This is a genomic window from Octadecabacter dasysiphoniae (assembly GCF_021532615.1).
Classification (GTDB): Bacteria; Pseudomonadota; Alphaproteobacteria; order Rhodobacterales; family Rhodobacteraceae; genus Octadecabacter; species Octadecabacter dasysiphoniae.
On record NZ_JAKGAQ010000004.1, the window covers coordinates 119,501 to 133,423 of the forward strand.

Here is a 13,923-nt window from a genome sequence, read left to right on the forward strand (position 1 = left end):
GGGCCGGATCGGTCTGCCCCTCACTTAGTTTATAAGGCGGACCCGGCACCGTGGCGCGACAAGTCAATCTATATAAAAAAGCCCTGAACGGTCTTAAGCGGTCTTTCATAAGCGTTGCGCTGTTCAGTGCGGCCGTGAATATTTTGATGCTGACCGGGCCGATGTTCATGTTGCAGGTTTATGACCGTGTGTTGTCTTCGGGGTCGGTCGCGACGTTGCAGGGCCTCGTGATTATCATGGTGTTCGCCTATGTCTTTCTTGGGATATACGATTTTCTACGCGTGCGTGTCTTGTCGCGCGCAGCCTACCGTCTTGATCAAAAGATGGGTCGCGCGGCTTATGATTTGTGGGTGCGATCCGGCTTACATCAATCCGGTGCGACATTGCGGCCCCTATCGGATTTGGCAGTTGTGCGCGGGTTCCTGACCAGCCCCGCGATCCTTGGTTTTTTTGATTTGCCGTGGATACCGTTCTACCTGATTATTGTTTTCATCGTGCATCCGTGGCTCGGATTTTTGGCGCTTGGTGGCACGTTCGTGGTGATTATCCTTGCGCTGACGAACCAATGGATGACCCAGCGCCACTTGGCCAAGGCCATGCAAATGGATGGGTCGGAGTCCTTTTTCGTCGAACAATCGCGCCGCAATGCGGAAACCATCATGACATTGGGTATGGCTGATCCGGTCGCCAAACGCTGGGGCGACATGCATGTTGACGGTTTGGCCACAGGCCAGCTGGGCGGGGATCGGTCCGAAGGGTTCACCGCCGCGTCCAAGGCATTCCGGATGTTGTTGCAGTCAGCGTTGCTCGGCATGGGCGGTTATCTGGCCCTGCAACAGGAAATTTCCGCAGGCATGATTGTTGCGGCGTCTATCATTGCTGGTCGTGCTCTTGCGCCGATTGATCAGGTGATCGGGGCGTGGCGAAATATCGTGCGCGCCCGCGAAGCGCATACGCGCCTCAAGATCGCGTTTGACAACGTGCCCGCGGTTGAAACCCCCATTAACCTTCCGGCCCCGGAAGGACACCTGAGCGTTGTCGCCGCTACAAAATTCCCGCCCGCAACCGAACGGCGCAATGACCGCGCCCCTATCCTTGATCAAGTAAGTTTTTCGTTGGAACCGGGGGATGCCTTGGGCGTCATCGGGCCAAGTGCATCCGGCAAATCGACACTGGCCCGTGTGATCGTTGGGGCGTGGCCGCTTGAGGCTGGGGAAATCCGGCTTGATGGTGCGACACTGGATCAATGGGATCTGGGCGCGTTGGGGCGCCATATTGGATACCTGCCCCAACACCTTGAACTTTTGTCGGGTTCTATTCGTGACAACATCGCCCGCTTTGATCCCGAGGCAGAGGACGAAGACGTTATCGCGGCTGCCAAGATGGCGGGTGTGCATGACATGGTTCTGCATTTGTCGGATGGCTACAGCACACAGCTTGGGTTTGGGCAGCACCCGTTGTCGGGTGGACAGTTGCAGCGGATCGGGTTGGCACGTGCGGTGTTTCGCACGCCTCGTTATGTCGTTCTGGATGAACCAAACGCCAATCTGGATGCCAGCGGTGACGAAGCGCTGAGCAAAGCGATCATTGCACTGCGCGAAGCCAATTCAACGGTGATCGTCATGGCCCACCGTCCAAGTGCAATTGCGTCAGTGAACAAGGTTCTCGTGATGCATGCCGGCCGCGTGGCCCAGTTTGGCGACAAAGCGGATGTTCTTCAAAAGGCGACACGCCAACCTTCACCACAGGATTTGATCGATGGTTGATATGCCCAGCGAAGACGCGCCCGAGCTAAAGACCGGATATCGCTGGCCTGCGATTATTGGCACATTGGTTACGATTGCCTTTGTCTTAGGGGCAGGGGGTTGGGCTTGGTTTACTGAAATCAACGGCGCAGTCATTGCACAAGGCAGCGTCGAAGTGTCGGGCCGCCCCAAATCGGTGCAGCATCTTGATGGGGGGATTATCGAAGAAATCCTCGTGTCCAACGGTGATATGGTAGACGCGGGCGAAGTCCTCATGCGGCTTGATGCGACATTGTTGGCGGCAAACCTCAATATCTATCAGACCCGCCTTGCCGAAGTGTCGGTGCGCCGTGACCGTTTGATTGCTGAACAGGAGGGACGGACCGAGATCACCTGGACGCAGCTTCCGATCCCGCGCGATCTGGTGAACATAGATATCATCCGGTCCGGCGAAGAAGAGATTTTCCGATCCCGATTGGAGCTACAAGACGGGCGGCGCGAACAATTGGCCGAAAAAATCCTCCAGTTTGGAAACCAGACCGAAGGCGTCGTTGGGCTGATTCAATCCAAACGGGATCAACTGGCGTTGATGGAAACGGAAATTGCATCCACTCAGACCCTTGTCGAACGGGGGCTGTCGCGTGAAAATCAATTGCTTGGCCTTTTGCGCGGCCAAGCCGATATGCTGGGCCAGATTTCTGAACACACGTCAGAACTGGCACGGATTGAAAATTCGATCCGCGACACAGAACTCGAAGTGCTCCAGATTGATCGCCAGTTTCGCGAAGGTGTCGTGATAGAGCTGCGCGATGCTACGACCCAAATCCAAGAGCTGTCCCAACAGATTTTCACAACCGAAAAGCAGTTGGAGCGTGTTGAAATTCGCGCGCCGGATACGGGCCGTATTCATGAGCTTCAGTTTTCTACCATCGCAGGGGTCGTTGCACCCGGTGCTGTCATTTTGCAGATCATCCCGCGTGACGATGACCTGACATTCGAGTTACAAATCGACCCCGCCGCCGTTGATCAGGTTTTCCCAGGACAAGAAGCGACAGTGCGCTTTCCGGCATTCAACCAACGGACCACGCCTGAACTCACCGGCAGTGTGAATGATATTTCCCCAACTTCGGTCACAGACGAGGCGACGGGCCTATCGTTTTATCGGGTATCCGTCGTCATCCCGCCCGAAGAACTGGGCAAATTGACAGGGCTGGAACTGGTGCCGGGCATGCCGGTACAGGCGTTTTTGCAAACAGGAAAACGAACTGTTCTCAATTATCTGACGAAGCCCTTGGTTGAACAATTGAACCAAGCCTTCAGGGAAGAATGACGCCATATAGAACGCCTAGTCACGATTGGTACTAAGGCCATGATCTGTCTATCCGGCGCGTATTTCGTCGACCAATAAAACACCTGTGGGGGCGGTGGCGTTTGGTGGCACGCGAAGTGATGAGTCGCGTCCTAATCCGAATTTTGCGGCCCGTGCAGCGGGTTTTGATACGGTTTTTACTGGAATCAGAGCTGGTGGAGAACACGTAAATTATTGTTTTTAAATCAATTAAACGCGATCTTACAGCAAAAATGTCGATCATGTATGCAACCGGTTGCAATATAATCTATTCGCGTTAATCTGACCTCAACATTCGACAAAGGGGGGACTCGGTATGCTAAATTTCGCACTTAACCACATGACCGTTCCGTCTTTGACGATGAAACAGGCCTGCGATCTGGCCCGTGATTTGGGTATGACAGGGCTTGAACTGCGAAATGATCTGGATGCACCATTGTTTGACGGGAAAGCGCCGCGGGTCGACATGATCGATCTTCCGGTTGTTGCATTGGCCGAAGTGAAAGCATTCAACGCCTTTGACGATGCCGTTTTGCAATCCGCCATTTTGCTGATGGATCTTGCAGTTGGCTGCGGTGCACGCGCCATTTCGTTGATCCCCAAGGTGGGCAGCGATGCCGTTGCGCCAGATGGATTGCGCCGCGCCATGATTGCGCTGGCCCCAGAGCTTGAACAGCGCGGGCTTACGGGTTTGATCGAACCCATTGGATTTGCGCACAGTTCATTGCGCCATAAATCGCAGGTTGTTGATCTGATTGATACACTGGATCTCGGCGCGCAATTTGGCCTGATCCATGATACATTCCACCACCACTTGTCCGGTGAAAGCGCGCTTTATCCCGCACATACGAAGCTTGTGCATATATCCGGCGTCACTGATCGTGACGTTCCGGAGGCCGATATTCGTGATCACCACCGCGTCTTGGTGGACGGGGCGGATCGTCTGGGCAACGTCGCCCAAATCACAGAATTGTTGCGTGGGGGCTATACTGGCCCCTTGTCGTTTGAGGCGTTTTCGCCGGACGTCCACGCAGACATTGACCCGAAGGCGTCTCTTTCGCGGTCTATTCACTTCATCGAAAATGAAATCATGGCGCTTGCGGCATGACGGAGTCGAGATGGAATAATCGCCCCTAAGTGGGCATCCCGGCATTAAAAATCTGTGCGCCGGGCACGTTTCTGGGAGGAAACCAATGAACAAGATCCTTATGGCCGCTGGCCTTGTAACGCTGATGGGTACGACATCTGTTATGGCGCAGCAAATCGGTGTTTCCGTTGCGCGTTTTGACGACAACGGCCTGACAGTTATGCGTAACGGCATGACAGCACACGAAGAAATGCTGGACGGTGTGTCCTTGCAGATCGAAGATGCGACTGATGACGTTGCAAAGCAGCTTGACCAGATCAACAACTTCATCGCGTCCGGCGTTGATGCGATCATCGTGAACGCAGTTGACACAAACGCAACCGAAGCCATGTCCAACGCAGCTGCTGCTGCGGGCGTGCCACTGGTCTACGTAAACCGTCAGCCAATCAACATGGACACACTGCCAGACGGTCAGGCGTTCGTTGCATCCAACGAAATCGAATCCGGCACATTGGCCGCATTCCAGATGTGTCAGCAGCTGCGCGCTGAAGGCAAATCCGGCGGTGCGACGGCTTACGTTTTGATGGGCCAGCTGTCCAACCAGGCGGCTGTTCAGCGGACCAAAGATTTCCACGACGTTATCGGCATGGACATGTGTAACTTCATCACAATCATCGATGAGCAGACAGCGAACTGGTCCCGTGACGAAGCCAACGACCTGATGACAAACTGGATTTCCAACGGCGACGAGTTTGACGCAGTTTTCGGTAACAACGACGAAATGGCACTGGGTGCGATCCAGGCGATGAAAGCCGCCGGCATTTCCATGGACGACGTTGTCGTTGGTGGTGTTGACGCGACGTCCGACGCCCTGCTTTCCATGCAGGCTGGCGAAATGGACGTCACAGTATTCCAAGACCTTGCAGGTCAGGGCGCTGGTTCCATCGATACAGCCATCGCGCTGATCAATGGCGAAGAAGTAGACCGCACGGTCTTCATCCCGTTCAAGTTGGTTACTCCGGCGACTGTTGGCGATTTCGTTAACTAATCCAAAATCTTTGTGCAGGGCGGCCATGTGCTGCCCTGCACATCCCTCAATACCCATACATTACGGAGGATCTGACAGATGTCAGACACGAGCGAAGGCACCGGTGGCTTGTCCTATGACAAGTCAAAGCGACAATGGCCAAACGAGTTAAATGTCTTTGCAGCGTTGATCCTGATCATCGTCATTTTCGAAGTTCTCGGCGCGATCTTCATGCAGCAATCCCTGTTGTTTGATAGCCGCGACCGGTTCGATTCCATCTTTAACGAAGCCCGTCTTCGTATCATTATTATTCAAGTCGCAATCATTGGCATCATCGCCATCGGTGTGACCCAAGTGATCATCACGGCAGGTATTGACCTGTCGTCAGGGTCGGTTGTGGGTGCCACGGCCATGATCGCGATGAGTTTCGCACAAGTCGCCGAAGTCAGCGGCAACCCGAACCCAAAGGCGATTTTTGGTGAATGGGCGCTTGATTTGCCTGTTGTTGTACCCGTTCTGGTCGGCCTAGGTGTCGGTCTGACGGCGGGCGCAATCAACGGTCTTCTTGTCGCGTATTCGCGCATTCCGCCATTTATCGCGACCCTCGGTATGATGCTGTTTGCACGCGGCGTGGCACAGTGGTGGTCACTGGGTAACCCCGTGTCATTCCCCACGGATGCTTATGCGGTAATCGGGTCCGGCATGAACCCTGTGTTCATCTTTCTGGGTCTCGCGTTGCTGTTTCACTTCATCATGAACTACACCGTCTACGGCAAACACACCTACGCGATCGGATCAAACGAGGCCGCCGCGCGCATGTCGGGCATCAATGTCCCGCGCCATTTGCTGCTGGTTTACATGATCGCGGGTGCATTGGCCGGATTGGCCGCCGTTATCCTGACGTCCAAGAACCTTACGGCGCAGTCCGGCATGGGACTGAGCTATGAGCTTGAGGCGATTGCGATGGCCGTCATTGGCGGTGTTTCCCTGTTTGGTGGCCGCGGGTCGATCATCGGAACAGTGATTGGTGCGCTGATTATCGGCGTCATTACGTCCGGCTTCACCTTCTTGCGCCTTGGTGCGTTCTATCAGGAAATGGTGCTGGGCATGATCATCGTGGGCGCGGTCGCGCTTGACCAGTGGCAACAAAAACGCGCAGCAGCGAGGGCTTAACGGATGAGTGATTATATTCTGGAAACCAAAGGCCTGACCAAACATTACGGTGGTGTTCATGCCCTTGTCGACGCGAACTTTACGCTGGAACGCGGCGAACACGTGGCCATCATGGGCGACAACGGTGCGGGTAAATCGACGTTCGTGCGCCAAATTACCGGCGTGGAACAACGCACGCGCGGGGACGTCATTTTTGATGGCGAAGATGTGCATTTTGCCGGGCCGTTGGACGCGCGCGAGGCTGGCATTGAAACTGTGTTTCAAACACTGGCCCTGGCCGATCACCTGAACGTGCCGGATAATCTGTTCCTCGGTCGTGAAAAAACCAAGTTCGATTGGCTCGGTCCGTTTCGCCTGCTGGATTACAAATCCATGCGCGAAGATACGATGGCGGGTCTGGTCAAAACGGGCGTGAAAATTCCCAACATCAAGAACAGCATCGCCAATATGTCTGGCGGTCAGCGCCAATGTGTCGCGATTGCCCGCACGGCGACGTTTGCGTCCAAACTAACGATCATGGACGAACCGACAGCCGCGCTGGGTGTGCAGGAAACTGCACAAGTTGAAAACATCATCCGCACGCTAAAGGAACAGGGCGAAAGCCTGATCCTTGTCAGCCATAATATGCGGCAGGTGTTTGATCTGGTGGATCGGATCATCGTGTTCCGTCGTGGTCGTATGGTCGCGAACCTGCGCAAAGAAGACACCAACGGCGAAGATGTTGTGTCCTACATCACAGGTGCCAAAACCGGTGCTGAATTCGAAGGCGCCGCATAAGTGGCCCGCAAAGGCCTGTTTGACGTCGACGTTCCCTTTTTCCTCCCAGTGTGGCGGCGCGTTGTCGTCGTCGCACTGGCGGTTCTTTGGGGGCTGTTTGAACTGTCATCGGGCGCAACATTCTGGGGGATGATCTTTATCGGGATGGGCGCTATAGCGGGTTGGAGATTTTATATTGCGGATTGGGCGGCCGTCGCGAAGGATGCTCAAGACCAATAAGTCAGCTGGAGAACGATCAAAGTGGCGGTGACCCTAAAGGATGTAGCGGAACGGGCTGGTGTATCGCGATCAGCAGTGTCCCGGACGTATACCGGCGGCGCATCTGTCGCCAAAAACACCCGCCGCAAAATTGAAAAAGCCGCGAAAGAACTGGGGTATAGTCCCAATGTCCTTGCGTCGTCCTTGACGACAGGGCGCACCAAACTGATCGGGCTTGTGTCCAACAATTTTCACAACCCTATTTTCCTCGAAGTTTTTGATCTGTTCACCAAAGGCCTGCAGGACCGCGGGTTGCGCCCGTTGTTGGTGAACCTCACGGATGAGGTCGACCCAGAAAATTCCGTACGGATGTTGCGGGCCTATTCGGTTGATGCGGTGATTGTCGCGTCCTCCACATTGCCCGAAAGTTTTGCGCAGGGGTTTCGTGATGCAGGTGTGCCTGTCGTTCATTCGTTCGGGCGGCATGTTGAAACGCCCAAGGTCAACGTACTTGGTATCAACAATATTCAGGCCGGGCAGTTGGCGGCGCAAACATTGGTGGCGCGGGGATATCAGCACATCGGGTTTATGGGTGGACCAGAACGTGCCACCTCAACCCAAGACCGCTACAAAGGCTTTATCGATGAAATGGCGCTGCATCCGCAGGTCAAAGTCACATCAAGCTTTGCGGAAAAATACTCCTTTGATGCGGGCCGCGTAGAGATGTTGCGCTTGGTTGCTGGCAAACCCGCAGAGGCATATTTCTGCGGCGATGACGTTTTGACCATCGGCGCGCTGTCGGCTATTCAATCGCGGGGCCTGAACGTGCCGGATGACATCGGCCTTTTGGGACTGAATGATATGGAAATGGCGGCCTGGGCAAATGTTGATCTGACGACCATTCACAACCCGATCAAAGAAATCGTGGCCGCCTCTGTTGAGATGGTCGATGCGATGCTGACAGATGATACCCGCGCGCCAGAAGCACGGCTGTTTGCCTGTCACGTCGTCGAACGGGGCACATTGCGCCCGTTGGTCTAGTGAAAGTCACGTGATTTTGGAATGATGCGGGCATTGCGCGGATGACTGCCGCGCGATCCATGCGGCAGGGCCTTCTTCACCTCATCAGCCCGCGCAAGGGGGACATCCATCGGATCTTGTGACAGACGATCCAGCGCATCACTTCGATTTGCCAGATGGTTGGCAACAACGTGGATCACATCCTCGCTGCGCTGCACCACGCCGCGCACATCAATGACACGCGACCGCATGATGACTTTGCGAAACGCCTCCATCACCGTTGGCCAGACGACCAGATTGGCGACACCTGTTTCATCTTCAAGCGTGATGAAACACACGCCTTTGGCGCTGCCGGGACGCTGACGGATCAAGACAATTCCAGCGAGCTTGATATGTTGCCCGTTGCGCATCCCATCTAAGTCACGGGTCGTGGCGTAGCCCTGTCTGGTCATGCTTTTGCGCAGGAATGACATCGGGTGCGCCTTTAGCGACAGACGCGTGGTTTGGTAATCCGACACCACGTGTTCACAAATCGGCATTTGCGGCAGTTCGAACCGTGCTTCGTCGCCTTCGTCTTTTTTATCCGCAAACAAAGGCAGATCAGGTGCGTCGCGCAACGCTCGTGCATCCCACAACGCTTGGCGACGGTCCAACGTCATGGACCGCATGGCATCGGCAGCCGCCAGTTTGCGCATGGTGCCTGCGTCCAATTTTGCCCGCGTTTTGAGGTCTTCCAGATCAGTGAACGGTTGGGTGCGCGCGTTCATGATGCGTTGTGCCATTTGCGTACGCATCCCGTCGATCTGGCGCAGGCCAAGGCGCACGGCAAACACACCGCGCGCGACGGGTTCCAACGTGCTGTCCCAATGGCTGTAATTCACATCCGCCGCCCGCACGATTCTACCGTGTTCACGCAGGTCTCGCACAATCTGGGCGGGGGCGTAAAACCCCATTGGCTGCGAATTCAACAGGGCGGCGCAAAACACATCCGGATAATGGCATTTGATCCAGCTTGAGACGTAGACAAGATGCGCAAAACTGGCCGCGTGGCTTTCGGGAAATCCGTAATCACCAAAGCCTTTGATCTGGTTGAAACAGCGCAGCGCAAATTCGGGTTCATAGCCGCGCTTGATCATCCGCCCGACCATCTTTTCCTCAAGCTCTCCGATGGTGCCGCGCGACCTGAATGTTGCCATGGCTTTGCGCAGTTGATTGGCCTCGTCCGGCGAAAATTCCGCTGCGACCATGGCGACCTTCATCGCCTGTTCCTGAAAGATCGGCACGCCCTTGGTGCGCTTAAGGACCTTTTGCAGTTCAAGCGGATCGTGGGGCGCTGCGGGGGAGGGGTATTCCTCGGGTTCCAATCCGCCACGACGGCGCAAATAAGGATGTACCATATCGCCCTGAATGGGCCCCGGCCGCACGATTGCGACCTGAATAACCAGATCATAAAATTCACGCGGCTTCAGTCGTGGCAACATGTTCATCTGGGCGCGGCTTTCGACCTGAAACACGCCCAGACTGTCGCCTTTGCACAGCATGTCATATGTGGCGGTGTCGCCCTGTTCGATATTCGCCAGTGTGAACCGTTCGCCGTAGTGGGCCTCAATCAGATCGAACGCTTTGCGGATGCACGTCAGCATCCCAAGTGCGAGGATATCGACCTTCAATATCCGCAGTTCATCAATGTCATCCTTGTCCCATTCTATGAAACTGCGGTCCGGCATCGCACCGTTCCCAATCGGGACTGTCTGGGTCAGCGGCGTTTCTGTCAGGATAAACCCGCCCACATGCTGACCCAAATGGCGCGGCATCCCGATCATTTGATCGGCTAGTTTGATGGTGCGCGCCATCAGCGGATCAGACAAATCAATGCCGGCTTCCGCGGCTTCGCGCGCGCCGACTTCGCGGCCCCATGACCCCCAGATGGTTTTGGACAGGGCGGTTGTGATATCTTCTGACAGACCCATGACCTTGCCGACTTCGCGCACCGCCATGCGCGGGCGGTAGTGGATGACGGTTGCGCACAGCGCAGCCCGCCCACGTCCGTATTTGTCATAGATATGCTGGATCACCTCTTCGCGGCGTTCATGTTCGAAATCCACGTCGATGTCGGGCGGTTCTTTGCGTTCTTCGCTGATGAAACGTTCGAACAGCAGTTCGTTTGTGTTGGGATCCACGGCGGTGATTCCAAGAACATAACAGACTGCCGAATTGGCCGCAGACCCCCGCCCTTGGCAGAGAATCCGCGGTGTGCAGTCATAGCGCGCGAAATTCACGATTTGATGAATCGTCAGGAAATACTGGGGGATACCCATCTTTTTGATGAGCGCCAGTTCCTTGCGCAACGTCGCCTTCAAGTCCTCGGGCACGCCGTCCGGATAGCGCCACGCGGCACCTTTCCATGTTTGTTCCTCAAGGTAGTCTTGTGCTGTTCGCCCCTTGGGCACAGTTTCGCGCGGATATTCATAGGACAGTTCGCGCAGATCGAAATTGCAGGCATCGGCGACGTCGCGGGTTGCCCTGATCGCGTGGGGCCAGTCGGCAAACAGCGCCTGCATCTGCGCGGGTGATTTCAAGTGGCGTTCGGCATTCGCCTCAAGCAGGAAACCCGCCTTTGCGATTGTCGTTTTGTGCAAAATGCAGGTCATTACATCCTGCAAGGGGCGGCGGTCAGGCGCGTGGTATTGTACATCATTGGTGGCTAAAATGGATAACCCGTGGGACTTCGCCAAACTATCCAACTGGTTGATCCGGCTGCGATCATCCCCGCGGTAAATATAACTGGCGGCGATGTGTTTTAATGTCGGCAACGCGTGTCTTAACCGCGGAAACCCGGCCGAAAAATGACGCAGGTCTGCGCCCGGAAGGGCGATCAGTTGCACGCCTTCGCTGTGGGTGGCAAGGTCATCCAGACTGATATCGCACACCCCTTTGGCCTGCCACACACCATCCAGCCCGTGCATTTTGCCCTTTGACAATAAGGTGCACAGTCGTCCGTAGGCCGCGCGGTCGCGGGGGTAGGCAAGAAATTGTTCGCCGCCCACCAGCTCCAACCTGCACCCGATCACAGGCGTCACTTTTGCCGCCAACGCAGCCGTATGCAGCCGCACGATCCCCGCCATGGTGTTCAGATCAGCGCATCCCAATGCATGATAACCAAGGCCGTTCGCCGTTTCGGCCAGATCAACGGCATCAGACGCACCGCGCAAGAACGAAAAACATGTCGTAACGCCAAGCTCGACGAACACAGTGTCGCGGTTGCGTTCAAATCCTTCCCCGCATGTGCGCCGCGGAATCTGATGATCATTTTCAGGCACACCGTTCCTCCTTCACCTGGCCAGATAAACTCCCGCCGGAGGCTCCTGTGTCTGCCCACGCGATACCCTTAACATTCACGCGAAACACCCGTGCACGAACCAGCGCGGATCGCCGCCGCGCCCGTCCTCAAACAGCCCTTCACGGTAGAGCCAGATGCGCCGCCCTGTCGCGTCTTCAACCTTGAAATAATCGCGCAGGCGCGTGCCGGGGCGGTCTTTCCACCATTCGGGCGCAATACGTTCGGGGCCTGCGTAGCGCGCCACGCGGTAGGTTTGCCTGCGCCAGATGAATTGCGCGGGCGGGCCTTCGGGTACGGCATACAGAACGCGGACTTCTTCGGGGTGGTCAAACAGGCGGATGGGGCGTTCTTTGGGCGTTGCGATTTGGGGGCGGTCCATGGTCGCCAGTGCCGCAATCTGGCCTTCGGCACGTTCGGGAATATGGCTTTGATGCAGGATGGGGCGCGTGACGGCGCGTGGTCCGAACCGCGCGCTCAGGCGATCAACCAAGCGTGACAGATGCAAGTCATCATCGGACCCACCATCAAGGCTGTTTTGCACCAACCGCAACGGCTCAACTCCGCCCGCGGCCAGTGTGATCAGATCAAATCCATAGCCAGGATTGATCTTTTCGACCTTGTCGCGAAACAACCCGTGCAGGTGGTTCGGGTCGCGGGTGGTGGCGGAGGTTGCAACTGTAATGCTGCTGACTTCGCCATCGGTTTTGTACACTATCAGGTGCAGCTGTCGGCACCCTTGCCCCGTGTGCGCCAGCTTTTCACACAGGTCTTCACAGAGGTCAGGCAGGTAGGATGTGGGGTCAAAGATCGGTTCAGCCAGCTTTGCTTGCACGTGAATCCGCGGCGCGGCGTTGACGCTGGCCACAGGTTCGGGCGTTTTTCCAAGGGCCTGATCCAGCCGCATCAGCGGGTTTGCGTCGAGCGCGGCTTTGACGAAACGGCGCGTCAGCGACAGGCGCGGCACGTCCATCACGGCACCGATGGTTTTCAGCCCCAACCGGCGTAGCAACAACAAGGTTTCCCCGTTCAGGCGCAACGCATCCACAGGCAGCGCACCGAGTTTCCATGACGCTTCATCGCCGCCGCAAATTGAGCGCACGGGTCCAAATCGTGCCAAGGCCCACGCCGCGCCCCACGTGGGCCCCACTGCAAGACGAGAAGTCAGCCCGAGCAGCGACAATTGCGTTTCCATCTCGATCAGCATCGCGGCTTCACCGCCCATCAGATGATCCGATCCGGTGGTATCAAGGATCAACCCGTCTTCGCCGTCACGCACTGTCCATGGGCACCAGCGCCGTGCCCAAAGCACGAGGTTGTCGAGCGCGCGCCGGTCCCCCGCAATATCGGCGTATTCCACCCGCAGTTCCGGGCAGATTGCGCGCATATCCACGATCCGCGCACCCTTGTTGATGCCCATGGCGCGCGCGGTGCGGTTGGTGGCGTGCACGACAGGGCCATGATGGCCTTCGCGGGCTAGAACCAGTGGCACGTCATCCGGCGGCGCCGATCCGTGACGGTTCATCACCGACGTCCAGCGTTCCATGCTCAGTTGTGGCAGCGTGATAGAGACGATCCGACGCGCGGTCATATTCGGCCACCCATGATCCCGGTTTCAGACGACGCGAGCGGAACAGATCGAGGCCCCAGCGTGGCAATCCGGGTGCTTGCGCGTCGTGTGGATTGGTTGCTGAGGGGCGCGAGGCTGCGCGCCATCGATCGCGTGCCGCACTTAAATTTGTGGCCGCCGCGCGCCTGATCAGCCAGCAAGGGACTGACGCTGCTTCGGATCGCATCGCAAGACGTTTTGTCGCCGTGAAATCCAACACAGGCGGATCGCCCCAGATTTCGCCAATGACAGCACCCAAGGCGCGGCAGCGCAATCCGTCTTCCATCGCCCATAAAACGTCTGTTGCGCGGGATAGATCGACCATAATGATGGGCCGTTGTGTGCCGATCCCCGCGAGATACGGCCTGCCGGATTCGCGGCGCGATAGACGGTCCTGCACCCACAAAACAGGCGCATCGGTCTTGGGCAAGCGTGACAACATATAGCCCACAGCGGCTGCATCCTGCACGCTTTCGGGGAAAATTTCCGACAACGTAGGTATCGCCACATCGGGCTGGTTTGCCCGACCATCCGCTTGCCCTGCCGGACTTTCCTGAAGACGTAATGACCGCATACACGACGCACCGATTCCCAAAATGTTC

The 13,923-nt window shown here is 56.5% G+C and carries 11 protein-coding genes; 8 read left to right on the forward strand and 3 right to left on the reverse strand.

The window, feature by feature from the left end; all coding sequences use genetic code 11:
- The first annotated feature begins 50 nt into the window (after window positions 1-50).
- The 8 genes from L0664_RS14970 to L0664_RS15005 all read left to right on the forward strand — a co-directional run bounded on the left by L0664_RS14970 (window position 51) and on the right by L0664_RS15005 (window position 8,396).
- The gene (locus L0664_RS14970) at window positions 51-1,766 is read left to right on the forward strand and encodes a type I secretion system permease/ATPase (RefSeq protein ID WP_235226704.1); all 1,716 of its coding nucleotides are present in this window, start codon (window positions 51-53) and stop codon (window positions 1,764-1,766) included.
- Window positions 1,759-3,075 carry an HlyD family type I secretion periplasmic adaptor subunit gene (locus L0664_RS14975; protein WP_235226705.1) on the forward strand — a complete coding sequence of 439 codons (1,317 nt, stop codon included), beginning with the start codon at window positions 1,759-1,761 and terminating at the stop codon, window positions 3,073-3,075. Before L0664_RS14970 ends, L0664_RS14975 begins: the two co-directional genes overlap by 8 nt.
- 334 nt (window positions 3,076-3,409) lie before the next feature.
- Window positions 3,410-4,201 carry a TIM barrel protein gene (locus L0664_RS14980; RefSeq protein ID WP_235226706.1) on the forward strand — a complete coding sequence of 264 codons (792 nt, stop codon included), beginning with the start codon at window positions 3,410-3,412 and terminating at the stop codon, window positions 4,199-4,201.
- 85 nt (window positions 4,202-4,286) lie between these two features.
- The gene (locus L0664_RS14985) at window positions 4,287-5,228 is read left to right on the forward strand and encodes a substrate-binding domain-containing protein (RefSeq protein ID WP_235226707.1); all 942 of its coding nucleotides are present in this window, start codon (window positions 4,287-4,289) and stop codon (window positions 5,226-5,228) included.
- Window positions 5,229-5,306: 78 nt separating this feature from the next.
- Window positions 5,307-6,380: an ABC transporter permease gene (locus L0664_RS14990; protein WP_235226708.1), complete on the forward strand. Its 1,074-nt coding sequence runs from the start codon at window positions 5,307-5,309 to the stop codon at window positions 6,378-6,380.
- A gap of 3 nt (window positions 6,381-6,383) precedes the next feature.
- Window positions 6,384-7,157, forward strand: coding sequence for an ATP-binding cassette domain-containing protein (locus tag L0664_RS14995; RefSeq protein WP_235226709.1), 774 nt, complete (start codon window positions 6,384-6,386; stop codon window positions 7,155-7,157).
- Entirely contained in the window at window positions 7,158-7,376 is a 219-nt protein-coding gene (locus L0664_RS15000; protein ID WP_235226710.1) for a hypothetical protein, read from the forward strand.
- Between the two features lie 21 nt (window positions 7,377-7,397).
- A complete protein-coding gene (locus L0664_RS15005; protein ID WP_235226711.1) occupies window positions 7,398-8,396 on the forward strand; it encodes a LacI family DNA-binding transcriptional regulator in 999 nt (332 codons plus the stop codon).
- Here L0664_RS15005 and L0664_RS15010 read toward each other — a convergent pair.
- The 3 genes from L0664_RS15010 to L0664_RS15020 all read right to left on the reverse strand — a co-directional run bounded on the left by L0664_RS15010 (window position 8,393) and on the right by L0664_RS15020 (window position 13,895).
- A complete protein-coding gene (locus L0664_RS15010) occupies window positions 8,393-11,695 on the reverse strand; it encodes an error-prone DNA polymerase (protein WP_235226712.1) in 3,303 nt (1,100 codons plus the stop codon). The genes L0664_RS15005 and L0664_RS15010 overlap by 4 nt on opposite strands.
- Before the next feature lie 75 nt (window positions 11,696-11,770).
- Window positions 11,771-13,237, reverse strand: coding sequence for a DNA polymerase Y family protein (locus L0664_RS15015; protein ID WP_235226954.1), 1,467 nt, complete (start codon window positions 13,235-13,237; stop codon window positions 11,771-11,773).
- A complete protein-coding gene (locus L0664_RS15020) occupies window positions 13,206-13,895 on the reverse strand; it encodes an ImuA family protein (RefSeq protein WP_235226713.1) in 690 nt (229 codons plus the stop codon). Before L0664_RS15020 ends, L0664_RS15015 begins: the two co-directional genes overlap by 32 nt.
- Window positions 13,896-13,923 lie beyond the last annotated feature (28 nt).

Coding starts and splice junctions, on each gene's coding strand:
- L0664_RS14980 (WP_235226706.1), top strand. CDS start 3,410: ATGCTAAATTTCGCACTTAACCACATGACCGTTCCGTCTTTGACGATG.
- L0664_RS14975 (WP_235226705.1), top strand. CDS start 1,759: ATGGTTGATATGCCCAGCGAAGACGCGCCCGAGCTAAAGACCGGATAT.
- L0664_RS15015 (WP_235226954.1), bottom strand. CDS start 13,237: ATGAACCGTCACGGATCGGCGCCGCCGGATGACGTGCCACTGGTTCTA.
- L0664_RS14990 (WP_235226708.1), top strand. CDS start 5,307: ATGTCAGACACGAGCGAAGGCACCGGTGGCTTGTCCTATGACAAGTCA.
- L0664_RS14985 (WP_235226707.1), top strand. CDS start 4,287: ATGAACAAGATCCTTATGGCCGCTGGCCTTGTAACGCTGATGGGTACG.
- L0664_RS14995 (WP_235226709.1), top strand. CDS start 6,384: ATGAGTGATTATATTCTGGAAACCAAAGGCCTGACCAAACATTACGGT.
- L0664_RS15020 (WP_235226713.1), bottom strand. CDS start 13,895: ATGCGGTCATTACGTCTTCAGGAAAGTCCGGCAGGGCAAGCGGATGGT.